Raw genomic sequence first — 21,993 nt, 5'->3', positions numbered from 1 at the left:
ACTCTGAGACATTAGTTTCAGGGTAGTCAGTTTCAGAGAGGCTGTGGCGCCAATCCCCGCCACCGCGGCAAATTTTATCGGCGGTGGCTTGGGGTTAAAACAGGCCGAGGAATTTTCGGCGCTTCGGCAGTGACTGCTCACAGCGACTGAGTTGTTGTTGGTAACGCTGTGCTTTCGCAGAAACCTTGTGGGAAACTCTTTTAAGCCAGGCTTTGTTTTTAAAACTGCGCCGGTTAAAGCCCCCGTGCCCTTCGTGGTAGGCCAGGTAAAGGTGGTAGGCGTCGTTTGCACGGATTTGGCATCGGCGCGCGCTGGTGTTGTTGTACCAGCCAACAAAATCGATGGCGTCGCCAAAATCATCTCTGTCCGCCCCATAGTTGAAGCTGGAGCGCTGGTATCCACGCCAGGTGCTACCCAGGGCCTGGGCGTAGCCATAGGCGTCTGAGGGCCTTGGGCCGGGGATAAAGCCGAGAATTTTGGTGCGCGGGGGGCGCGCATCGTGCACATAGCGCGACTCCTGGTGCAGTATGGCCATCATCACAGCCACAGGTGACCCCCATTTCTCCTCTGCGGCCTTGGCCTCCCGGTACCAGCTCTTCTTCTCACGAAAAATAGAGCAGACATTATCCGGGTTACTGGGCGGGCTGGTGGTGCAGCCCGCGATCAGGGTTAAGGCGCCAAGCAGTGCGGCTAGCAGTTTCTTATTATTCTTTCCCATAGTTTCTTAGCATTACTGAGCGGTGACAGTTTTCACTCCGGTACTGGTGCCGAGCAGTAGCACATCGGCTGGGCGCATGGCAAAGATCCCATTAGTGACCACACCGGTGATATTGTTGATGGCATCTTCCAGGTCTTTCGGCTGTTCGATCTTCAGGTTATACACATCCAAGATGGCGTTGCCATTATCGGTAATCACGCCCTGGCGGTAGACCGGATCTCCTCCCAGTTTGACCAACTCGCGGGCCACCAGCGATCGGGCCATGGGAATCACTTCCACTGGCAGGGGAAAGTTGCCCAGAGTCTCCACCCACTTGCTTTCATCGGCAATGCAGATGAATTCGTCAGCGCAGGCAGCGACAATTTTTTCGCGGGTGAGCGCTGCACCACCGCCTTTGATCAGCTCCAGAGCGGGGTTTGTCTCATCGGCACCATCCACATAAAACTGCATGCCATCCACGCTATTCAGTTCATACACTGGAATACCGTGGGCCTTGAGCCTTTGTGCGGAAGCTTCGGAGCTGGCTACGGCGCCGTCAAATTGGCCTTTGATCTCAGCCAGGTAGTCAATAAAGAAATTGGCCGTGGAGCCAGTGCCGATGCCGACGATGGAGTCGGGCTCCAGGCGCGGGGAAATATAGTCGATGGCGGCGCGGGCGGTGGCCTGTTTCAGTTCATCCTGGGTCATAGGCTGGATAGTTTCCTGTGCAATTATTTCTGCTTTATTTGTTTCTTTCGATAAAAAAAAGCGCAATATATCTAAAAAAATGGCAATAATGCTGATCAAGGATTAGACTGGCCTGCCGGTGTTGCGCATGCGGCGGTTGCCTTACCGCCCGCTCCTGCTACTACGCTTGCCTGAGTCGCGCACAGAAATTAACCGCAACGGCAGTTGATACAGCCATGCCCAAGTCCTATATCAAGCGCATTTTAGACGCGCGCATTTACGATGTCGCCACCGAGACGCCCTTGGAGCCGATGCGTCAGTTGTCACACCGCCTGGGAAACCGGATTCTGCTCAAGCGGGAAGACCTGCAGCCGGTATTTTCCTTCAAGATTCGCGGCGCCTATAACAAGCTGCTGCAATTGCCCCAGGAGCAGCGCGCGCGCGGCGTGATAGCCGCTTCCGCGGGCAATCACGCCCAGGGCCTGGCAATGGGAGCCGCGCAACTGGGGGTGCGCGCGACGATTGTGATGCCGAAGACCACTCCCCAAATTAAGGTCAACGCCGTTCGCATGCGCGGTGCCGAAGTGGTGTTGCACGGGGATACCTTTGACGAGGCTGCCAGTCGCGCCCAGCAGCTGGTGCAGGAACGCGATCTGGTATTTGTACATCCCTATGATGATCCGGACGTGATCGCGGGCCAGGGTACTGTGGCCATGGAGCTATTGCGCCAGCATTCCGGTAATCTCGAGGCGGTTTTTATTCCCGTCGGCGGCGGCGGGCTCGCCGCAGGTATGGCCGCTTATATTAAGTATGTGAGGCCGGAAACCCGGGTCTATGCCGTGGAACCCGAAGAGGCCGCCTGCCTCAAAGCGGCCCTGGACAGCGGTGAGCGCGTACGCTTGCCACAAGTGGGGTTGTTTGCCGATGGGGTTGCCGTGGCGCAAATTGGTGAGGAGACCTTTCGTGTTTTACGCGAAACGGTAGATGGTGTGATCACGGTAAGCACCGATGAAATCTGTGCGGCGATCAAGGATATTTTTGAGGACACCCGCTCAATTGCCGAACCCGCCGGGGCCGTTGGCCTGGCCGGTTTAAAAAAATACGCAGAAGAGAGTGGCGGCCGCAATGCGGCACTGGCAACCGTGTGTAGCGGGGCCAATATCAATTTCGACCGGTTGCGCTACATCAGTGAGCGCACAGAAATTGGCGAGAAGCGCGAGGCGGTATTGGCAGTGCGTATCGAAGAACGACCGGGTAGCTACCTGCGCTTCTGTCGCGACCTCGGGGACCGCGCGATTACCGAGTTTAATTACCGTTATGCCGGGGATGGCGAGGCGCATATTTTTGTTGGCCTGCAGGTGTCCGCCGGCAGTGATCGCAGCCAATTGGTTGAACGGCTGGAAAGCAAAGGTTATAGCGTGACAGATCTCACCGATAATGAAATGGCGAAATTACATATCCGCCATTTGGTCGGTGGGCGGGTTCCAGGTCTGCGTCACGAGGTTGTCTACCGCTTTGAGTTTCCGGAGCGCCCCGGTGCGCTGCGCAAGTTTCTCGAGCAATTAGCGGGCCGCTGGAATATCACCCTGTTTCACTATCGGAATCACGGTGCCGCTTATGGCAGGGTGCTTGCGGGTCTGCAGGTAGAGCCCTCCGAACGTGAGCAGTTGTTGGATCTGCTGGAGCAATTACAGTTTCCTTTTTGGGATGAAACTGAAAACCCCGCTTACCGCTTTTTTCTGGGTAACTGAACCCGACCAGGGAGCTTGTTGAGTAAGATTTCTCAGCAAGTTTTCCTCCCGTAGACCAGCCCATTAGTTTTGTCGAACTTCCTTGTGCAAAAATGCGACAAAAAACGCAGAAAATATTCAACAAACGGTTACTATTCCGACGATTGTTGAGTATCTTCTTTTGTCGTGGAACTTTTGCTATAGCTTTGGTCTTAAGCGAAGTGAAACGCATATAACAAAAAAATTGATCGTACAGGATGGTCCCAATGAAAGCCGATGCGCTGACAATCGCTGTGGTTGTCTTTGTCGCGGGCGTTCTGCTGAGCACTAGTGGTTTGACCGAGGTGTTTGCCTCGGAAAAGGAACCGCCAGCGGCTCTGCAACAGGGAGTGGTTACCCGTTAGGCTGATGCCGGGGGGCGCTCTGCCCGAGCACAACAAAAAAGGCCGGATACCTTTGGTGTCCGGCCTTTTTTTGTTCTCTGTGTCGTAATTGAGTTATCCGGGTGAAGGCTGGGCGAGGTGCGCCAGAGTATTTCCGTTGTATCCTCTACCGGCAGCGATAGATACGCTGCTCTGTCACCACCATATCGAGGGGAATATCCCAGTTATCTGTCGGCAGTTGTTGCACACACTGCAATTGGTGGGCGGCGCCAATTAGCTGTGGACCGCTTCCGGGCAACAGCTGTTTATGCTCAAAAGTGCGATCGTAAAAACCTGCCCCCATGCCCAGGCGAGCGCCATTGGGGTCGAAAGCTACCAAGGGCACAAGCACCAGATCCAATAGCCCCGCGGCACGACTGGGGCTTCGCACTGGCTCGGGAATATCGAACCGGTTGCGAAAAGGTAGTGGGCCGCCATTCCACTGCTTAAAACCTAGATGCGGATGCGGTTCCACAGGTAATACTGGTAAGTAAAAGTATTTCTCGGGAAAGCGTTGCAACAACGGGCGTATATCCAGCTCACCATCCATTGGCCAGTAGATACCAATATGGCGGGCGCGCTTCATCTGTGGGATCCGGCTCAAGAGTGTGATTGCCGCGCGTCCGTGCAAGCGTTGCTGATAGGCGCTGAGCTGCCTTCGCCCTGCACGCATTCGCCGGCGCAGTTGCGTTTTATTTTCGCTCATCAATTGGGGGAGTACTGGAAAAGAAATGGGAACCCCGAGTATGCGGCTGTAGACGGAGCCTTGAACCGTAAGGTTCAAGGTGGCGGTCTCCGGAGTACATAAGGCTTTCCGCTGCATGGCGGACCTGCGCACCAGCACCCGCTGGAAACCACCAGGGTAAGATTATCGGCTCAAGGACATAGTCTGCTGGCCAACACCCCAGGGTATGTACCAATTATAACTTGTTGAAAGGGGGGCTGTTAACCGCAAATTCTGATGTTTTGTCTCGCTACCCTAAAAGAGTTATGACTGTCCCTTACTCTCTGGGTCGGTATCACTCAAGGCGCCTTGTACCTTGTTCTGCAACCGCTCTAAAATTTCTTTCTGTAGCGGGATACTGCTCAGTTCCGCTTTCGCCTGAATCAGCTCGTGGGCAATATTGAGTGCGGCCATTACCGCGATACGCTCTGCGCCGATGACGCTGCCAGTGCTGCGGATTCGAGACATGCGCTCATTAAGTAATTGTGCGGAAGCCAACAGTCCAGCGCGCTCACTGTCGGCACAGGCAACACGGTACTCTTTGCCGAGAATAGAAACAGTGACGGTTTCAGAAGTTAATGCAGTGTCAGCCATTAGGATTCTTGCGTTAGCCCTTTGAGACGATTAATCATGGCTTCGACCCGCGAGCGGGCGGCCTCATTATTTTTAATTAAGCGCTGGCGTTCGCGTAGCCAATCGGCTTCCTGCCGGCGCAGTTCACGATTGTCATTGGCCAGCTGTTGGCAGCGGGCGATCAGTGAATCTACGGTGCTTTCTAACGCTTGCAGCTTATCCATATTTCCTGCGTTTGAGGTCTACGTCTGGGTTCGCAACACGACAGACTGCGAGGGATTCCGCTACTATATTGCCGGCGAAATGGTGGGTCAATCGCTCCACTTGCGCGAACAATCACAAAATTGTGCCGAGGACCCAGTTCTCAGGCCTGTTGCTGCCACCGCAGCGCATCGAATCCATTCCGATTAAGAAAAACTGTGCGGTAAACATGACTTCAGAAAACAACCGATTTGAGCAGCTCGCAAACGCCATCCTCTCCGCTGGTGGCCAGGTGGACCCCAGCGAGTTACACGGCTTTACCTGTGGTGTATTGGCTGCCGGGGCCGAACCGGATAAAAAGCGCTGGCAGAAAGAACTGGCGGAGTTACTCGATTTGGAGGCGGTGCCGGCGGATCTGGATCGGGATTTGTTGCAATTGGCAGAGGAAAGCCGCAAGCAACTGGGCGGTTCGGATTTTTCTTTCCAGCTGGTCCTCTGTGATGACGAAGATATTGTCAGCCGAGCCCTGGCTTTGGGGCATTGGTGTGAGGGTTTTCTGCACGGGTTTGGCGTTGGCAGTGCCAAGGTGAAGCTGCAGCCCACCAGTGAGGAAGCGCTCAAAGATATCGGTGCCATCTCACAGGTGGATGCCGATCATGTTGAAGAGAGTGAGGAAACCGAACAGCAATTAATTGAACTGCAGGAATATGTACGGGTTGCGGTGCTCAATATTTTTACCGAAGTGCGTGGAAGCCACTCCGGCAGTGGCCCCACCGTTCACTGATGAGTCACAGCGAACGCGTAAAAGATCCAGTGATTAGCATGGTGGAGTATGCCCGTCGCCGCGCCCACTTAATGGCTGAGCTGGTGCCGAATAGTCTGGCGATTATCTCCTCGGCCGGGGAGCAGCTGCGCTCCCGCGATACCTTCTTCCCGTTTCGGCAGGATAGCGATTTTCTCTATTTAACCGGCTTTGATGAGCCGGAATCCTTACTGGTGCTTTTACCCGGCCGCAGTCAGGGGGACACTCTGCTGTTTTGTCGCGAGCGCGATGCGGAAAAAGAGCTTTGGGAGGGGCCGCGCTTGGGGCCCGAGCGCGCCGTGGCTCAATTTGGTCTTTCGGATGCTTTTCCCATCGGCGATCTCGACGATATCCTGCCTGGATTGCTGGAAGGGCGAGAGCGTATTTACTTTCCCATGGGGCGCTATGCCCATCTGGATCGACGTTTGCGGGGCTACCTACAAGCGATTGAGGAGGCGCCTTCCAGCAATGGCGCGCCGGAAATGGTGGACCTGGATTATCAGCTGCGCGAGCTGCGCCTGATAAAGAGCGAGCGGGAGTTGGATTTGCTGGCCCGCGCCGGTGAGATTAGTGCTGCGGCACATCGCTGCGCCATGGCGCGCTGCCAGTCGGGACTCTATGAATACCAGTTGGAGGCGGCTCTCTTACACAGCTTTATGGACGCTGGTGCGCGGGAAACGGCCTACCCGACAATAGTCGGCAGTGGTCACAATGCGCTTATCATGCACTACTGCAGTAACAAGGCGCGGATGCGTGATGGCGACCTGGTGTTGGTGGATGCGGGTTGTGAATACCAGGGCTATGTCGCCGATATCACCCGAACCTACCCCGTCAATGGCCGCTTTAGCGGCGCGCAAAAGGCCGTATATGAAATCGTCCTGGCGGCACAGGCCGCGGCGATGGAGCAGGTACGTGTGGGCAACCATTGGGATCAGCCACATGCGGCCAGTGTTGAAGTGATCGCACGCGGCTTGCTGGACTTGGGGTTGTTGCAAGGGAACTTACGCGAACTGATAGATTCAGGCGCTTACCAACGCTTTTATATGCACCGCGTCGGGCACTGGCTGGGAATGGATGTGCACGATGTGGGCGATTACCGGGTGCAAGGGGCCTGGCGGCACCTGGAAGCGGGCATGGTGATGACCATAGAGCCTGGTATTTATATTCCGGCAAACGATGAGCGGATTCCTTCCGAATTTCGCGGTATGGGGATTCGCATCGAGGATGATGTCGCGCTTACTGCCGATGGGGTGAGAGTGCTTTCTGAGGCCGCACCAAAAACCGTGGCCGATATTGAATACACCATGCGCCACGGGCGGGATTTACTGACCCGTTAATGTATTTCGAGATTTTATTTTTCAGTGCGCAAAGCTATTGCGGGCACTGAGCAGGGGGAGAATTTTATGAGTGAGCGGCTAGAGCGGGTGGATGTGGCTATTGTCGGTGGCGGCATGGCTGGGGCCAGCCTGGCACTGATGCTGGCACATTATTGCCCTCACCTCAGTGTCCGGTTGCTGGAACAGAGATCTCTGCCCGATGCCTCTGCCAGCGTGCAATTGCCCAGCTTTGATACCCGTGCCACCGCGATTGCTGCCGGTAGTTTGCAGCTTTTCCAGCAGCTGGGTCTATGGCCTGCCCTGCAGGAGTACAGCGCGCCTATCAGACGTATCCAGGTGAGTGACCGGGGCCATGCCTTTGGCACCGCTCTTTCGGCTGGCACTCAGAAGCAGGCCAGTTTTGCTGGGATGCTAGGGGCTGTCATCGAAAATGCGGCTCTGGGGCCCATCCTGCACAATGCTTTGAATGACACCACGGTCAGGCTTCTCTCCCCAGCCCGGGTAACTTCGGTGCGCATGAATAGTGAAGGCGCTAACTTGTGCTGGACAGGCGCGGATGACGGCTCCGAACAGTTACTGAGCTGTGGACTTCTGGTCGTCGCCGATGGCGTGGATTCACCTCTGTGCAAGCAGCTGGGAATGGAAATTGACACAGTAAATTACCAGCAGCGGGCATTGGTCACTACTGTTGCTCTACAGCGGGACCACGATGGCGTTGCCTATGAGCGTTTCACCCCATCAGGTCCGATGGCGCTGTTGCCGCTGCCCCGGCGTGAGGGGGTACACCGCGCCGCTTTGGTTTGGGCCTGTGCGGAAGAGGAGGCGGATGCGATCTGTGCACTGCCGGAACAGGAGCGCTTAAAACGACTGCAGCAGCAATTTGGATGGCGCGCCGGTCGATTTGTCAGGGCGGGTGCCTTACAGGGCTACCCGCTCAGCCTGGCTCTGGCCCGTGAGCAGTGGCGGCGCAATCTAGTGTTGTTGGGTAATTGCGCTCACTTCCTGCACCCGGTGGCGGGTCAGGGATTCAATCTGACCCTGCGCGATTGCTATGCCCTGGCCCAGGCACTGGCGCGACCGCAGGTAGAGTCCGGCACCGTGGGGCAGTTGGAGTGCTTGGCAGCCTATGGGGAAAACCGCAGGCTCGACCAGCAGTTAACAGTGGGGTTCAGTGACCGGATTCCGGCATTGTTTTCCTCGGCCAACCCTTTTCAACAAGTGGTGCGTCAAATGGGGATGCTTGGTCTTACACTGGTACCGCCTCTGCGACAGCAGTTTGCCGGACAGGCCGCAGGGTTTGGGCTTTAGTCCTGGGCCTGAAATGGTTGGGTGCTTTGTTTTCACAGCCTTCATGGTCTTCATTACCGGGATCGGCACTAAGTTGGGCATAACAGTGGAAATGGTTAGATATGAATAGACACCGTTTGGATTTTGCCATCGTCGGTGCGGGAATGGTGGGTATGGCTCAGGCTGCACTGCTCGCTGTGCGCCACCCGAAGATGCGCCTGGCGCTGTTGGAGGCCTCTCCCGAGAATACAGTGCAGCTGTCCGATAATTATGAGCCGCGGGTTGTGGCACTTACTCAGGCGTCTCGTGAACTACTCGAAGAGGTTGGAGCCTGGGAAGAAATCTCCGCGCAACGGGCCTGCCCCTATGTGGAAATGCGGGTTTGGGATGCCGATGGTACGGGCTCGGTGCGCTTCAATAGCCGCGATGTGCAGTTACCCAATTTAGGACACATCGTCGAGAATAATATTATCGTCGCCGCTCTGCGCGCGCGGCTTGAGGCGCTGCCCAATGTAGAGCTGGTTAATGGCTTTCGCCTGGAAAGCTGGTGGCGCGATTGTGGGCTCTGGCACTTACAGCCGCGCGGTGAGCAGTCCGACGGGGTCGAAGGTCTGCGGGAGCAGGCAGAAATCGTGCAAACTCGCCTACTGATCGGTGCAGATGGCGCCCGCTCCAAGGTCCGCGATTTATTGCGTATCCGTTGCCAGGAAACCGATTATCACCAGACCGCCTTGGTCTGTGTGGCCCGCTGTGAGAAGTCCCATCGACACACTGCCTGGCAGCGGTTCATGCAAAGCGGCCCCCTGGCCTTCTTGCCCCTGGCGGGCCTCGGCGATGACAACCACTGCGCCGTGGTCTGGTCGGCGGATAATGCTCTCGCAAGCGAACTGCTCATGTTGGACGACCAGGCATTTGCCCTCAATCTTGAAAAGGCTATTGAGGGTCGCCTTGGCAAAGTGGAGTCCGTCAGTGAACGCTTCTCCTTCCCCTTGCGCGCGCGACATGCAGAGCGCTATCGCGGGCCCGGCGCGGTGCTGGTTGGAGATGCTGCCCACAGCATTCACCCACTGGCGGGGCAGGGTGTAAACCTGGGCTTCCAGGATGTGCGTGTCCTCACCGATGAAATAGACCGCGCACTGTCCCGCGGTTTGGAACCGGCACACGCCTCGGTCTTGGCGCGTTACGAGCGCCGCCGCCGTGGCGACAATGCCGCTACATTGAAGGCCATGAGCACCTTCAAATCCTTGTTCGGTGCCGGCGAGCTGCATTGGCGCTGGTTGCGCAATACCGGCTTGAGCATGGTGGACGCCAGCCCCATGTTAAAGAAGCGTATCATCATGCGCGCTATGGCGGTTTAGTGTGGACTTACCTTAAATTGCCCATCGCTCAGCTTGAAATTGACCGATGGCCATAAAAATAAAGCCCGCAACACATATCTGAAATAGCCGGAAATAGTTGCCAATAAAGGTTTCCCGAATTGAGTCAGTGGATTTCTATTTATAGCTTCCCTCTATCCAAGGATCTCGGTGCACTTGCGCGGTTTATTCAGCGCTACCAATTACCTCTACGTATCACCGAGGAAAAAAATCAGCAGCTGTTACTCTGTCCTGATGCAGGTTTGGCGGAAATGCTTAAGCCTCTATTGCAACGCTGGGATTCTGGAGAGCTGGATCTCGATCAAGTGCAAATGCAGCGGATTGAAGACGGGGTGCCCGTTAGCGAAGCAACACAGGTCTCTGCGGCAACAACTGACTCCCAGGCAGGTGCTACTGAAGATAATCCCGATAAAAAAAATAGCGATGCAGTATCTGTCTTGCCGAGCTTTCCCCTGGATAAGACTCCCATCAGTCTTTTGTTGATAGCCCTGTGTTTTTTTGGCTGGTTTCTGCAGGTAAATAATTTAAGCAGTGGCCTGCTGATTTATCCCGATCAGAGCGGTGCGCACCCATTTTCACAGTCCTCACTGGCCTGGCATTTAGAGCAGGGGCAGTGGTGGAGACTATTTACTCCGGCGATTGTGCATTTTTCCCTGCCCCACGCGCTGTTTAATGCCCTGGGTATCTGGATTCTAGGCAGGCCCATCGAGGCTCGCAGTGGGAGCGTTGTATTTATTCTGCTGGTATTACTCTGTGCCCTCGCCTCCAACCTGGCCCAGTATTTTTGGCAATCTGGAGTAAAGTTTGGAGGTATGTCCGGCGTCGTTTATGCCTTGGTGGGTTTCGCTTTGGTTTTACAGCGTTTTCAGCCTCTGTGGCGGGATATACCGGCGGGAATTCCCGCTGTAGCCCTGGTGTGGCTGCTATTGTGTGCCCTGGGCATTGTGACGCTGTTAACTGGGGTGGGGGTTGCCAATGCCGCTCATATTGGTGGGCTACTCAGTGGCCTGGTGATTGCCCTTGTGTACTGTGCCCTGGGAGGCGCTCGGAGATTTGCCCCAACCTAGGCATTTCGAAATGTTTCAGATATTCCTGGGATAGCTTGGATCTTGCGAGGATGGTGAGCGCCAATGGAACAGTTGGATATTGTACGAATACCAATATTTCCCCTGGGGATGATTAATGCCCACCTGATTTTAGGCTCAGACAGCAAAATATTGGTGGACTCCGGGGTGCCTGGCTCCGAGGAAAAAATAGGACGATCTCTGTCGCGGCTGGGGCTCTCCTTTAAAGATATTGATCTGATTGTTGTTACCCATGCTCATGCAGATCACGCTGGCAGTGCCGGAAAACTGCAGCAATTATGTGCCGCTCCAATCCTTGCCCATCGGGGAGACCTGGCCTATTTTCAGCAGGAAAAGGCGATGACCTATTGTGCTACCGGCTGGTTTGGCCGGTTGCTGCTGAAATCGGGAATGCCGCTGCGCCCCTACGATCAATTTACTCCGGATATTCTGCTTAAAGACCAGGAGGTTTTTGACCTTTCTGAATTCGGAATAAGCGGTGTTGTTTTTTCAACACCGGGTCATACCCAAGGCTCTATATCTATCACCCTCAGCGACAAGCGCGCACTGGTTGGCGACCTGGTGGCTTCGGGAATTTTCCTCGGTGGCATTATGCTGACCGGCAAGGCGCGCCAGCCTCCTTTTGAGGAAAACCCTGTGGAAGTCGCCAGGCAGTTACTACATTTGCTCGATAAGGGGCAAGAGACCTTTTACCTGGGGCATGGAGGGCCTCTGCCAGCACGGGAGGTGAGACGCTATGCAGAGCGGATATTGGGTGAAGGGAAAGTGAGATAACCCTTTTCTTATAAAGCCTACTCTTCCCGCAACTTAATAAAACTGGTGTCCGCTCAGATTTCACGCATCCAGATAGATTTGTGTTTGGGATTATTACCTGATTTTAGACTTGTTGTCTCACCGACAGTGCGCAAGAATTCAGCTCTAATTCTGCTGTAACCAGGGACATATGTTTCTCTTAATTACCTATATTTTTATCGCTCTCGGCTTTTCCTTTTTGTGTTCGATTGCCGAGTCGGTCATTCTCAGTGTCACCACGCCCTATGTGAGGCTGCTTGAGCGGGAAGGACATAAGGCGGGACCTCTGCTGCGCAGGCTAAAGGGGGACATCAATGCGCCCCTGGCCGCGATTCTTACCCTGAATACCATTGCCCACACCGCCGGTGCCGCTGGCGCCGGTGCCCAGGCCGCAGCGGTTTTCGGCAATCAGTATCTGGGCATTGCCTCCGCAATCCTCACGTTGTTGATTTTGGTTTTCTCCGAAATTATTCCTAAGACCCTGGGGGCGGTTTACTGGCGCCAGCTGGCTCCATTTACCGCTTATGCGCTGCGCGGACTGGTGTGGTTCCTCTATCCCTTCGTGAAGATGTCCGAGTGGCTGACACGGGGCTTATCGCACGGTCCCACCCTTACGGGCTTCAGCCGCGATGAGTTTGCGATTATGGCGGAGATCGGGGAGGCCGAGGGTCAGCTGGAGCAGCGCGAGTCCAGCATTCTGCGCAACCTGTTTTTTACCTTGCGCGATCACTCGGTGCGCGAGGTGATGACGCCGCGCACCGTGGTTTTCTCCCTGCCTGAAGATGCCACCCTGGCCGAGGTTTACGAAGAGGCAGAGAGGGGGCGCTTTTCCCGTATCCCGGTATATGAAAACCGCGATCAGGACTGCGTGGTGGGTTTTGTGCTCAAGCAGGAACTTCTACTCGCCTACGCAAAAGGGGAGGGCGATCGCAAACTTTCCGAGTTTCGCCGCGAAATGCTGATGTTGCCGGAGACGGCAACCATCTATCAGGCGTTCCAGAAAATGCTGTCGCGTCGGGTACAGATCAGCGCGGTGTTGGATGAATATGGCGGCTTGGAGGGGGTACTCACCCTGGAAGATCTTCTCGAGACATTGCTCGGCGAGGAGATTGTCGATGAAGCGGATAAAACCCCCGATCGCCAGGAGTTGGCCAAACGCCTGTGGCGCTGGCGCTCAAAGAGGCATGGGCTCAAGGTGGATGAGTCGGCCCAGCAGGAGCAGGATACAGAGGAAGCTGGAGAAGGGGAGGAAGGCCGCGAAGGTCGACAGGGGCGCGAGGAATGAATTCAGCGCTTCCTGGATCGCACTTTTATACCGCTGCTAGCCCCGGCGGAATCTTTGACGGTCACCGGCATGCTGCACAGGTTTTGATTCCGGTGGCTGCTAGGCTTCTGTGCAGATATGTCGCAGTGCATAGCCCGCTGGCAAGGCCTGTACCCAAGCCGCTAGAATACGCCGCTTCGGAACCTGACGGACTGAGAATTTAAAATGGGAAACAGAACGCCTCTGTATGACACACATGTCGCTATGGGCGGCAAAATGGTGGATTTCGGTGGATGGGATATGCCGCTGCACTATGGTTCGCAGCTGGATGAGCACAATAAGGTGCGCACCGATGCGGGGATGTTTGATGTCTCCCACATGACCGTGGTCGATGTCGATGGCGCGGGTGCCCGCGACTACCTGCGTTACCTGCTGGCCAACGATGTGGCCAAGCTCGACGGCAATCCCGGCAAGGCACTTTACACCGGCATGCTGAATGAAAAGGGCGGTGTCATCGACGACCTGATCGTGTATCTGCGCGATCCCGGTTACCGAGTAGTAGTGAACTGCGCAACCCGTGAGAAAGATCTGGCCTGGATGAATAAGCAGGCGGAATCTTTTGAGGTGACGCTCACCGAGCGCCCCCAGTTGGCGATGATTGCCATTCAAGGCCCCAATGCCCTCAGCAAGACCAAAGAAGTTCTTGGCATCGACTGGACTGCAGCGATCGATGCGTTGAAAGTGTTCCAGAGCGTGGCCCGCGGCGAATGGTTTGTGGCGCGCACTGGTTACACCGGCGAGGACGGCCTGGAAATTATGCTGCCCGGCGAAGACGCCAGCGGTTTCTGGCGCGCTTTGGACGAGGCCGGTGTTGCACCTTGCGGCCTGGGCGCGCGCGATACTCTGCGCCTCGAGGCGGGTATGAATCTCTACGGTCATGAAATGGACGAGGAGACCTCTCCTCTCATCGCCAATATGGCCTGGACTGTCGCTTGGGCGCCGGAGAGCCGCAACTTTATCGGCCGTGCGGTACTGGAAGAAGAGAAGGCCAAGGGCATCGAACATAAGCTGGTCGGCCTGGTTCTGGAGGAGCGCGGCGTCCTGCGCGGCGGGCAGTATGTGATGGTAGACGGTAGCGACGAGCGCGGTATCATCACCAGCGGAACCTTCTCGCCAACCCTGGGTTACTCCATCGCCCTGGCGCGGGTACCGGCCAGTGTCGGCGATACCGCCGAAGTGGAAATCCGCAAGAAACTGCAGCCGGTCAAGGTGGTTAAGCCCTGCTTTGTGCGCAACGGCAAATCGGTTATTTAAGCGTCGCACCAAAGGTGTAGGCGCCATTAAGACAATATATTCAGATGCTTAATCAAGGGATCACAGCATGAGCGAAATCCGCAACGAATTGAAATACCTCTCCAGCCACGAGTGGGCGCGATTGGAAGAGGACGGCACTGTTACTATCGGCATCAGTGACCATGCCCAGGACGCATTGGGTGACGTGGTCTATGTTGAAACGCCTGAAGTAGGCAGCACCCTGGCTGCCGGCGACGAAGCCGGTGTGGTTGAGTCTGTAAAGGCTGCCAGCGATATCTACTCCCCGGTATCCGGTGAGGTCGTAGAGGTGAATGAAACTCTGGAAGAGTCTCCAGAAACCGTAAACTCCTCTCCTTACGACGACGGCTGGTTCTTCCGCATTAAGCCCAGCGATGTGAGCGAGCTGGACAATATGCTGGATGCCGATACCTATCGCTCGGAGTCTGAGGACTAAGTTCTCAAGCTCGATGAGTAAAAAAACCGCTGTCATTCGCAGCGGTTTTTTGTTTTTGGTGGGAAGTTATTCGGCGCTCGCTGGGTGAAGAATGCCTTTCAGGCCGATCTTATGCAGAAACGCGCCTACTGTGTTTTCGATTTCTTCTGCACACTCCATCTGGATCACCTGTTGCAGAAGTAACTTGGTGTCCGCCTGGCGTACCGCACGCAAGGTTGCCTTTACCCGCGGTAGATTGGTGGCGTTCATCGATAGTGCGTCATAGCCCATGGCCACCAACAGTAGGGCGCCGCCTGGTTCTCCGGCCAGTTCTCCACAGATGCCGACTCTGGTGCCTTCCGCATGCGCGGTGCTGACAATCTCCTGTAGGGCGCGCAACACTGCAGGATGCAAAGCGTGATAGATATTGGCGACGCGGCTGTTGTTGCGGTCAACGGCCAGCAGGTACTGGGTCAGGTCGTTGCTGCCCACCGAGATAAAGTCGGCCCGCTCGGCCAGTTCGCGAATTTGGTAGATGGCCGAGGGTACCTCCACCATGACCCCGAGCGGTGGCATCTCAATTTCATAATCTTCCTCCAGGAGTTCCCGGTAGGCCCGCTCAATCAGTTTGCGTGCGGCTTCGAGTTCATTGAGTCCGCTGATCATGGGCAGCATGATGCGCAAGTTGTCGAGCCCCTGGCTGGCCTTCATCATGGCGCGCACCTGTGCCAGGAAGATTTCCGGGTGGTCCAGGGTTACGCGAATTCCGCGCCAGCCCAGGAAAGGGTTGGTCTCCTCAATGGGAAAGTACGCCAGTGCCTTGTCGCCGCCCACATCGAGGGTGCGCATGGTGACTGGCATGGGGGCGAAGGCTTCCAGTTGTTCCCGGTAGATTTCCCGCTGTTCCTCTTCGGAGGGAAAACGGTCGCGCAAGAGAAAGGGGACTTCGGTGCGGAATAGGCCGACGCCTTCGGCACCGCGCTCGAGAGAGCGAGTGACATCGGCCATCAGTCCGGTATTGACCAGCAGCCGCACACGGTGCCCATCGGCGGTCTCAGCAGGCAGTTCGGCCAGATGGTCCAGACTGTGGGCGAGCTGTTCCTCCTCTGCGACTATCTCATCGTAACGGCGCTTAAGTTCAGTACCGGGATGGATATGCAGGTCACCGCGGTAGCCGTCAACCACCATATCGACGCCGTCGATAGTCTCATAGGGCAGTTCCTGCACACCCATGATTGCCGGCAGCCCCATGGCGCGGGCGATGATGGCCATATGGCTGTTGGAGGAACCCTTTACAGAAACAGCCCCGATCAGTTTCTCTCGCGGCACCTCGGCCAACACCGCGGCAGTGAGTTCCTCTCCCACCAAAATGGTGTTATCCGGGTAGTCGCGCTCGCTGTTTTGTTGCTGGTGTAGGTGCATAAGGACTCGCGCACCTAAGTCGCGCACATCGGCGGCGCGGTCGCGGAAATAGGAATCGGACATGGCCTCAAAGCGGCGCACATGTTCGAGCATGACCTCGGCCCAGGCCCTGGGTGCGCTCAGCTGCTGCTGGATTCGATCGCAAACCTCTACGGCGAGAGAGTTGTCGTCGAGCATGCTGATATAGGCATCGAAGAGCGCGCGTTCTTCGCGGTTGAGTTCGTCCTTGAGACGTTCGCCCACCTCGCGGATCTCTTCCCTGGCGGAAGTGAGTGCCTGCCGGAAAAGGATTAATTCCTCTTCGATATCGAGGCACAGGGAGTAGGGCACAGTGGCCAAATTGGCCTGAGGGGTTACGATATGGGCGCGGCCGATTGCAACGCCGGGGGACGCAGCGATACCGGAAAAATGGGTTTCCTGGCGCTGACGGCGGATGGTGGCCAGCATGCCGGTGGCCTCGGCATGGGCAATGACTCCGGCAAGCTGGGCCGAAAGGGTAACCAAAAACGCCTCTTCCCCTTCGTCAAAGCGGCGCTGCTCCTCCTGCTGGACGACCAAGACACCGAGCACCGCGCGGTGGTGGATAATCGGTGTGCCGAGAAATGCGCTAAAGCGCTCTTCGCCAGTGGAGGGAAAATATTGGAAGGCGGGGTGCGCTTCGGCCTTTTCCAGGTTGATAGGCTCTTCACGTGTTACTACGTTGCCTACCAGGCCCTCTCCCGGTGCCAGGGATACTTGCCCCACGGCGCTGGGAAGCAGGCCGTCGGTGGCCATCAGGACGTAATTGCCGGTTTCCTTGTCGCGCAGATATACGGAGCAGACGCGAGTGTGCATCACTTCTCGCACGCGCCGCACAATGATCTCAAGCACTGCAGGCAGGTCCCTGGCGGAGTTAACTTCCTGAACGATACTGCGCAAAGATCCGAGCAATGGCCTTTCCTCGCCAGTCAACGGAGAATATTACTGGCTCAGGAAAGCCTGAAGCCGGGTGGTACCGGAGCGCAGCGGGCACTTAGGGGTTATTCGCCCCGATCGCGCAACCAGCGTCTCTCCAGCTGAATTTGTTGTTGGGCCAGCTCGGCCAACGCGCGCCGGTAAACCTCGCGTTTAAAAGTCACCACCTTACTGAGCGGGTGCCAATAGCTCACCCAGCGCCAGTGGTCAAACTCGGGCTTATAGCCATTATCAAAGCTGATGCAGGACTCTTCGGCCTCTAGTTTTAGTAAAAACCACTTTTGTTTCTGGCCGATGCACAGGGGTTCAGAGCGCCGGCGTATTAGGCGCTGTGGCAGGCGGTAGCGCAGCCAGCCACGGGTACAGGCAATAAGGCTGACCTGATCGCGTGTAAGTCCGATTTCTTCGTATAGTTCCCTATATAGTGCCTGTTCAGGAGTTTCGCCTGGATTAATACCACCCTGGGGAAATTGCCAGGCGTCCTTGCCACCTACCCGCCTAGCCCACAGTGCCTGACCGCGGGCATTCAGCACAATGATACCGACATTGGGGCGGAAACCCTCTGCGTCTATATTGCTGCTGTTGTCGCCACCCTGTCCCCGGTTGCGATTGCTGCCGCTGGGGGTGTCGGTGCGATTTGACTGCTTGGCAGGCCTACGGCGGTTTCTTCGCCCGGCAGGTGCCGGTTTGCCGTCGCCCAAAATACCGTCCTCAATACTGTTGTGTGCTGCCGTGCGCTGCACTTACTTGTCCCGCATTGTTCCACAGAGGTGGGTTTACAGCAATTCAGTGACGCAGTCCGTGTGATGTGGGCAAGTGCGCGGTAAAATCGACCGCCACTGTAGCGGTGGTTCCTTTACCCTGGCGGTGAAATAGCCTTTGCGAATCTATAGTTTACGGGGGAGTTGGCGATGCACTTGGCAATTTTTGATCTCGACAACACGCTTATTGGCGGCGACAGCGATCACGCCTGGGGTGAATTCCTGGTGGAGCGAGAGCATGTGGATAGCGAACATTACCGCTTGAGCAACGATCGCTTTTATCAGGATTACCAGAAGGGTGAGTTGGATATCTTTGCCTACCTGGAGTTCGCCCTGGAGCCCCTGTCACAAATCTCCCGTGGTCAGCTGGAAAACTTGCAAAGTGAGTTTATGCAGGAGGTGATCAGCGAGTTGTGGCTGCCGGCGGCACACGAACTTATTGGGGAACACCGCCGCAAGGGCCACCACATCATGATTATTACCGCCACCAATCGCTTTGTGGTGGAGCCGATTGCCGCACGCCTGGGGGTGGATACCCTACTGGCGACTGAGCCTGAGGAATATGAGGGCCATTTTACTGGTCGCGTTGTGGGAGAGCCCTGTTACCAGGCCGGCAAGGTGTTGCGTCTGCGCCAATGGCTGGGGCAAAACTCCGAGTTCGCGGGCAGAGAGAAATGGTTTTACAGCGACTCCATTAACGATTTGCCACTGCTGACCGAGGTCGAACACCCGGTAGCGGTCGACCCCGATGCCCGCTTACGCGCCGAGGCCCAAGCGCGAGGTTGGCCGATTATCAGCCTGCGCGATCATGGCTGAATGAAGGTTTTGGCCAAATGAAAACTGCGGCCTTGTAACAGATGAAAAGAGGAATTGAGTGAAAGGATATTGCCTTCGGACTATGACCACAGCCCTGTTGCTGGGCTTACTGGCTTTCATGTATGGCTGTGAACAGAGAGCCCCCCAGCCGCTGAAGGAAGAGCAGCGGGCCCCGGCAACTCAGCAGGTTGATGAAAAGGCGGCCTCGGATCTCTCCCTGGCAATTTGGCAGGCGGGGCAGGCCCAGGTGTTACATGCTCATGCTTCAGTGGAAACCCTACAGCGGGCGGTGGAAGCGCTGCTGGCACAGCCCAATGAAGATCAATTGGAGGAGGCCAGGCTCGCCTGGCTGGATGCGCACCGAGAGTTCGCGGCAACTCTGCCCTATATTCAGCTGGCTTTTTCTCCCTCAGACCTGCGCGGTCAGGGGCGCAAGCTGCTGCTGGCACTGGATAGCTGGCCCGCCCAGCCCGGTTATCTGGACACTGTGCCCGGTTATTCCGATAGCGGCATCGTCAATGACACCGCGATTGAACTGACTCTGGCAAATCTGCGCAAACAACACCGCCTCACCGCACATGAAGAGGCGAGCACTGGTTTTCATGCGCTCGAAGTAATGCTCTGGGGGCCCACCAGCGAGAGATTGGCGGAGGATTTTGTCGCGGTTAGTGAAGGGGAGAAGCCCGAGGCCCTGGCAGCCAACCGCCGCCGCGAGCTGACTAGCCTGATCGCCAAGGGTATTGAAGAGGATATGGCTGGACTGGCGCGCCGCTGGCCCACTTCGGCCAACAACCTGTCCCGCGAGTACCTGGCCCTAGGACCGGTAGCTCGATTGCAACAGATTCGCTCGGCGCATACCCAGGTTATCGATGAGCAGCTTTTGCGCCGTCTCCCCGAAGGTTCCGAGAGCGACGTGGAAAGTGGTCGCGCGGCGGATTCCAAGCAGGCCCTGCTGGCAATTATGGCAACCCTGCAGTCCAACTGGATTCCAACCGGGGGTGGCGGTTTGGCGGAAGTGCTACTCGACCGACATCAGGTCACTGCTCTGGAGGAGACCTTTTCGGACTTTGAAGCCCTGCTCTTGAAGATGGAAGACCCATTCGAGCTGGCGGAGCTGGGGCAATTGGCGAAGGCGCGCAAATTGCTGGAGCGGATGGCGGGTTTAATGACCGGTACCACAGAGGTGCCGGTATCGAAAAAGGATGTGATGCCGGTTTCTCTACCGGCAACGGAAGACTGATTTATACGAAAAACCCCGGCAAAAGCCGGGGTTTTTCGTAAGATATCTGCAGTCTTACCAGCGGCGTACAGGGCCCGTGTCCACGTGGACGAAGTTGCTCTTCGGATAGTAGCCGACTCCGCCCGCCTTCAGGTTCAATGCCGCCTGTCTTAGTTTTGACAGAGGGACACCGGGCATCCGGATATCCAAGGCCATACCGCGCGTATGATAACTACGCTTGGCAACACCCCGACCAGCAGCGCGTAATTTCGCATTGGTCTTGGGCGATCGGTACCCGGAGATAATCTCGATGGTACCGCTGTAATTGAACTTTTCCTTCAGCTTATACACGATATCAAACAGCTTCGGGTCCATACGAGTCACTTCGTTGGCGCGGTGGTCCCGCAGTAGCTTGTTGAACTTTTTCAAGCCACCACTGCTGTAATTCCCGTTGCTCCAGTAGGCGGCCTCCAGCTTCTCCCCTGTGTGCAGGTTACGCATCTTCAGGGTGCGGGAGCTACCTACTTTCGCGAAAGTCGGCCCGGCGCTGACCGCCGCCGCAGTTGCGCAGGTCACTGCCAGGAATCGACGTCTGGATGGATTCTTCATAATTCCGCCTCGTCGTTAAATCTTTTCGGTGTGCCCTTGAGTGGGCGCATCCGGGTACGGCGGAAAATGTACAAAAAATAACCATTTGTTACAAATCGTGACCTGTTAATTAGGAAATATTTGAAAATTCGGCTGGTACATTTTTCCCTGGCGGCTAGCTCTTTCGAAACGCCTGTCGCTAGTCACGAGAAGTGGGGACTAAAAACAAGAGACAGCGTTGTCATTAATAGATAAAGCGTAAAAAAACATTTTTTTTGCGACTGAATAGTTTTTAACGGTGTCTGAAGTGCTTTTTGGGGGATCCTGGGGGGGAAGCTATTGATCCTTGTGGTAGATATCCCGGCGGAATTGGGGGCGTCCTTCGGCGTCGATCCAGGCTGTCATGTATACGATAAAGAGTTTTGGGGCGGGCTTAATCGACACTCTCAGGGGTTCGGCGCCTGTTGCGGCCTCGGCGATGCGGGTCCTGTCCCAGCCCTGGGCTTGAAGGAGGCTATAGGCTAATTCCTCGGGCTGCTGTAGGCGCACACATCCGTGGCTAAAGGCTCTGTGGTGTTCGGTAAAAAGGCTCTGTGCCTGGGTGTCGTGCAGGAATATGGCCTGCTTGTTGGGAATAACAAATTTCACTTTGCCGAGTGTATTGTCCGGCCCACTGACCTGGCGCAGGGTCGCATGACCACCGGCAGCCCGCTCCAGGCTCTCATCGGTGATAGGAGAGGTTTTGCCACCGCGATACTGGATAACCCGATAACCGCGGCGGTGCATGGCGGCCGGGTTGTGTCGCGCTTTGGGGAGCAGCTCTGTGATTAGAATACTGCGTGGCACTGTCCAGGTGGGGTTGAATACCACACTGGTGATGCGGGTGTGTAAATTGGGTGTGCGACTGCTGTTTTTGCCCACTACGGTTTTCATGTCGAGTTTGATACGTCCATCTTCCACCAGCTGCAGGCGGTAGTCGGGCACATTTACCAATACATAGCGCTCTTCCTCTAGAGGAGGGAGCTTGTCCCAACGCAGTGCATTCCTCGCCATTTGCTCAGCTCTCTCGATGGGGGAAACCGACAGAGCTGCGAGAGTCGCCCCCTCTGCAATACCACTCGGAAAGAGGCCGTGACGACGTTGGAAGCGCTCAAGCGCTGACTGCAGTGCGCTATCGAAGCGCATCGGGTCCTTTTGCGGCGCGGAAACCGGACCGGGTTGGCCGCGGTAATCCCCGTAGAGCTCAAGCAGTTTACGAAGCTGCAGTACTCGCTCGCCTCGATCTCCGGCTTGCAGTGGCCCCCCTTGCGGAACCGGGCGCCAATATTTCGCTAGGGTTCGATAGTGGAGGGCCTCGCTGCGCAGCTGTTCTCCCATAAGGGCGATATTCAGGGCCGTGGATTCCCTGGAGGTCTGGCCACTATTTATCGAGGCTGCAGAGGTTATGGCCACTGTCAGCAGGGCGATTAGCCCTAGGTGACGAGGATACCAAGCCATTGTGAACTCCCA

General features: G+C 56.2%; 22 protein-coding genes and 1 other RNA gene. 13 read left to right on the top strand and 10 right to left on the bottom strand.

The genetic code is table 11. From position 1 onward, the window contains the following. Window positions 1-94: 94 nt before the first annotated feature. The gene (locus tag FIU95_RS18535; protein ID WP_152455370.1) at window positions 95-718 is read right to left on the bottom strand and encodes a hypothetical protein; all 624 of its coding nucleotides are present in this window, start codon (window positions 716-718) and stop codon (window positions 95-97) included. Between the two features lie 12 nt (window positions 719-730). Continuing rightward, window positions 731-1,405 carry a ribose-5-phosphate isomerase RpiA gene (gene rpiA, locus FIU95_RS18530; RefSeq protein WP_152455369.1) on the bottom strand — a complete coding sequence of 225 codons (675 nt, stop codon included), beginning with the start codon at window positions 1,403-1,405 and terminating at the stop codon, window positions 731-733. Window positions 1,406-1,575: 170 nt separating this feature from the next. Here rpiA and ilvA point away from each other — a divergent pair, with 170 nt between their 5' ends. After that, a complete protein-coding gene (ilvA, locus tag FIU95_RS18525) occupies window positions 1,576-3,135 on the top strand; it encodes a threonine ammonia-lyase, biosynthetic (protein WP_256366429.1) in 1,560 nt (519 codons plus the stop codon). Window positions 3,136-3,380: 245 nt separating this feature from the next. Then, on the top strand, window positions 3,381-3,518 hold the full coding sequence (locus tag FIU95_RS21250) for a hypothetical protein (RefSeq protein ID WP_172975284.1): 138 nt from the start codon (window positions 3,381-3,383) through the stop codon (window positions 3,516-3,518). 145 nt (window positions 3,519-3,663) lie between these two features. Here FIU95_RS21250 and FIU95_RS18520 read toward each other — a convergent pair whose 3' ends face one another. The 4 genes from FIU95_RS18520 to FIU95_RS18505 all read right to left on the bottom strand — a co-directional run bounded on the left by FIU95_RS18520 (window position 3,664) and on the right by FIU95_RS18505 (window position 5,057). Further along, entirely contained in the window at window positions 3,664-4,242 is a 579-nt protein-coding gene (locus FIU95_RS18520; RefSeq protein WP_152455366.1) for a 5-formyltetrahydrofolate cyclo-ligase, read from the bottom strand. 27 nt (window positions 4,243-4,269) lie between these two features. Beyond that, window positions 4,270-4,450, bottom strand: a non-coding RNA gene (gene ssrS / locus FIU95_RS18515) — 6S RNA. Between the two features lie 74 nt (window positions 4,451-4,524). Continuing rightward, window positions 4,525-4,854, bottom strand: coding sequence for a cell division protein ZapA (locus FIU95_RS18510; RefSeq protein WP_152455365.1), 330 nt, complete (start codon window positions 4,852-4,854; stop codon window positions 4,525-4,527). Beyond that, window positions 4,854-5,057, bottom strand: coding sequence for a TIGR02449 family protein (locus FIU95_RS18505; RefSeq protein WP_152455364.1), 204 nt, complete (start codon window positions 5,055-5,057; stop codon window positions 4,854-4,856). Before FIU95_RS18505 ends, FIU95_RS18510 begins: the two co-directional genes overlap by 1 nt. Before the next feature lie 122 nt (window positions 5,058-5,179). Here FIU95_RS18505 and FIU95_RS18500 point away from each other — a divergent pair, with 122 nt between their 5' ends. From FIU95_RS18500 to gcvH, 9 genes are all read left to right on the top strand, one after another. Beyond that, on the top strand, window positions 5,180-5,818 hold the full coding sequence (locus FIU95_RS18500) for a UPF0149 family protein (protein ID WP_216646280.1): 639 nt from the start codon (window positions 5,180-5,182) through the stop codon (window positions 5,816-5,818). Beyond that, window positions 5,818-7,173: an aminopeptidase P N-terminal domain-containing protein gene (locus tag FIU95_RS18495; protein ID WP_152455361.1), complete on the top strand. Its 1,356-nt coding sequence runs from the start codon at window positions 5,818-5,820 to the stop codon at window positions 7,171-7,173. The genes FIU95_RS18500 and FIU95_RS18495 overlap by 1 nt, the downstream gene beginning before the upstream one ends. Window positions 7,174-7,239: 66 nt before the next feature. Continuing rightward, window positions 7,240-8,481, top strand: a complete 1,242-nt coding sequence (gene ubiH / locus FIU95_RS18490; RefSeq protein WP_152455360.1) for a 2-octaprenyl-6-methoxyphenyl hydroxylase — start codon at window positions 7,240-7,242, stop codon at window positions 8,479-8,481. 101 nt (window positions 8,482-8,582) lie between these two features. Then, complete coding sequence (locus tag FIU95_RS18485; RefSeq protein WP_152455359.1) at window positions 8,583-9,818, top strand: UbiH/UbiF/VisC/COQ6 family ubiquinone biosynthesis hydroxylase; 1,236 nt, start codon at window positions 8,583-8,585, stop codon at window positions 9,816-9,818. 119 nt (window positions 9,819-9,937) lie between these two features. Further along, window positions 9,938-10,903, top strand: a complete 966-nt coding sequence (locus FIU95_RS18480) for a rhomboid family intramembrane serine protease (protein ID WP_152455358.1) — start codon at window positions 9,938-9,940, stop codon at window positions 10,901-10,903. 63 nt (window positions 10,904-10,966) lie between these two features. Next, window positions 10,967-11,695, top strand: a complete 729-nt coding sequence (locus FIU95_RS18475) for an MBL fold metallo-hydrolase (RefSeq protein WP_152455356.1) — start codon at window positions 10,967-10,969, stop codon at window positions 11,693-11,695. A 169-nt stretch (window positions 11,696-11,864) separates the two neighbouring features. Next, complete coding sequence (locus FIU95_RS18470) at window positions 11,865-12,998, top strand: CNNM domain-containing protein (RefSeq protein ID WP_253868733.1); 1,134 nt, start codon at window positions 11,865-11,867, stop codon at window positions 12,996-12,998. 204 nt (window positions 12,999-13,202) lie between these two features. Then, complete coding sequence (gcvT, locus tag FIU95_RS18465; protein WP_152455354.1) at window positions 13,203-14,291, top strand: glycine cleavage system aminomethyltransferase GcvT; 1,089 nt, start codon at window positions 13,203-13,205, stop codon at window positions 14,289-14,291. Window positions 14,292-14,358: 67 nt separating this feature from the next. Next, the gene (gene gcvH / locus FIU95_RS18460; RefSeq protein ID WP_152455352.1) at window positions 14,359-14,745 is read left to right on the top strand and encodes a glycine cleavage system protein GcvH; all 387 of its coding nucleotides are present in this window, start codon (window positions 14,359-14,361) and stop codon (window positions 14,743-14,745) included. A 66-nt stretch (window positions 14,746-14,811) separates the two neighbouring features. On the opposite strand, the gene ptsP is transcribed toward gcvH, so the two are convergent. After that, window positions 14,812-17,076 (bottom strand): phosphoenolpyruvate--protein phosphotransferase, encoded by a 2,265-nt coding sequence (gene ptsP, locus FIU95_RS18455; protein WP_152455348.1) that lies wholly within the window; start codon window positions 17,074-17,076, stop codon window positions 14,812-14,814. Window positions 17,077-17,165: 89 nt separating this feature from the next. Continuing rightward, entirely contained in the window at window positions 17,166-17,672 is a 507-nt protein-coding gene (locus tag FIU95_RS18450; RefSeq protein ID WP_172975506.1) for an RNA pyrophosphohydrolase, read from the bottom strand. A gap of 339 nt (window positions 17,673-18,011) precedes the next feature. On the opposite strand from FIU95_RS18450, the gene FIU95_RS18445 reads away from it, so the two are divergent. Beyond that, window positions 18,012-18,677, top strand: a complete 666-nt coding sequence (locus FIU95_RS18445; RefSeq protein ID WP_152455344.1) for an HAD family phosphatase — start codon at window positions 18,012-18,014, stop codon at window positions 18,675-18,677. 82 nt (window positions 18,678-18,759) lie between these two features. Then, window positions 18,760-19,917 (top strand): imelysin family protein, encoded by a 1,158-nt coding sequence (locus tag FIU95_RS18440; RefSeq protein ID WP_152455342.1) that lies wholly within the window; start codon window positions 18,760-18,762, stop codon window positions 19,915-19,917. Window positions 19,918-19,971: 54 nt separating this feature from the next. Here the strand turns inward: FIU95_RS18440 and FIU95_RS18435 are convergent, their stop codons facing one another. Both FIU95_RS18435 and FIU95_RS18430 read right to left on the bottom strand, forming a co-directional pair. After that, complete coding sequence (locus FIU95_RS18435) at window positions 19,972-20,505, bottom strand: DUF882 domain-containing protein (protein WP_152455340.1); 534 nt, start codon at window positions 20,503-20,505, stop codon at window positions 19,972-19,974. A 315-nt stretch (window positions 20,506-20,820) separates the two neighbouring features. Continuing rightward, complete coding sequence (locus tag FIU95_RS18430) at window positions 20,821-21,981, bottom strand: L,D-transpeptidase family protein (protein WP_152455338.1); 1,161 nt, start codon at window positions 21,979-21,981, stop codon at window positions 20,821-20,823. Window positions 21,982-21,993 lie beyond the last annotated feature (12 nt).

This window comes from Microbulbifer sp. THAF38, assembly GCF_009363535.1.
In the GTDB taxonomy this organism is placed as follows: domain Bacteria; phylum Pseudomonadota; class Gammaproteobacteria; order Pseudomonadales; family Cellvibrionaceae; genus Microbulbifer.
This window is presented reverse-complemented; position numbering and strand designations above follow the sequence as displayed.

Bases quoted from the DNA above. Each gene is read 5' to 3' on its own strand.
- FIU95_RS18535 (WP_152455370.1), bottom strand. From the start codon at position 718: ATGGGAAAGAATAATAAGAAACTGCTAGCCGCACTGCTTGGCGCCTTA.
- rpiA (WP_152455369.1), bottom strand. From the start codon at position 1,405: ATGACCCAGGATGAACTGAAACAGGCCACCGCCCGCGCCGCCATCGAC.
- FIU95_RS21250 (WP_172975284.1), top strand. From the start codon at position 3,381: ATGAAAGCCGATGCGCTGACAATCGCTGTGGTTGTCTTTGTCGCGGGC.
- FIU95_RS18520 (WP_152455366.1), bottom strand. From the start codon at position 4,242: ATGAGCGAAAATAAAACGCAACTGCGCCGGCGAATGCGTGCAGGGCGA.
- FIU95_RS18510 (WP_152455365.1), bottom strand. From the start codon at position 4,854: ATGGCTGACACTGCATTAACTTCTGAAACCGTCACTGTTTCTATTCTC.
- FIU95_RS18505 (WP_152455364.1), bottom strand. From the start codon at position 5,057: ATGGATAAGCTGCAAGCGTTAGAAAGCACCGTAGATTCACTGATCGCC.
- FIU95_RS18495 (WP_152455361.1), top strand. From the start codon at position 5,818: ATGAGTCACAGCGAACGCGTAAAAGATCCAGTGATTAGCATGGTGGAG.
- ubiH (WP_152455360.1), top strand. From the start codon at position 7,240: ATGAGTGAGCGGCTAGAGCGGGTGGATGTGGCTATTGTCGGTGGCGGC.
- FIU95_RS18485 (WP_152455359.1), top strand. From the start codon at position 8,583: ATGAATAGACACCGTTTGGATTTTGCCATCGTCGGTGCGGGAATGGTG.
- FIU95_RS18475 (WP_152455356.1), top strand. From the start codon at position 10,967: ATGGAACAGTTGGATATTGTACGAATACCAATATTTCCCCTGGGGATG.
- FIU95_RS18470 (WP_253868733.1), top strand. From the start codon at position 11,865: ATGTTTCTCTTAATTACCTATATTTTTATCGCTCTCGGCTTTTCCTTT.
- gcvT (WP_152455354.1), top strand. From the start codon at position 13,203: ATGGGAAACAGAACGCCTCTGTATGACACACATGTCGCTATGGGCGGC.
- gcvH (WP_152455352.1), top strand. From the start codon at position 14,359: ATGAGCGAAATCCGCAACGAATTGAAATACCTCTCCAGCCACGAGTGG.
- FIU95_RS18445 (WP_152455344.1), top strand. From the start codon at position 18,012: ATGCACTTGGCAATTTTTGATCTCGACAACACGCTTATTGGCGGCGAC.
- FIU95_RS18440 (WP_152455342.1), top strand. From the start codon at position 18,760: ATGACCACAGCCCTGTTGCTGGGCTTACTGGCTTTCATGTATGGCTGT.
- FIU95_RS18435 (WP_152455340.1), bottom strand. From the start codon at position 20,505: ATGAAGAATCCATCCAGACGTCGATTCCTGGCAGTGACCTGCGCAACT.
- FIU95_RS18430 (WP_152455338.1), bottom strand. From the start codon at position 21,981: ATGGCTTGGTATCCTCGTCACCTAGGGCTAATCGCCCTGCTGACAGTG.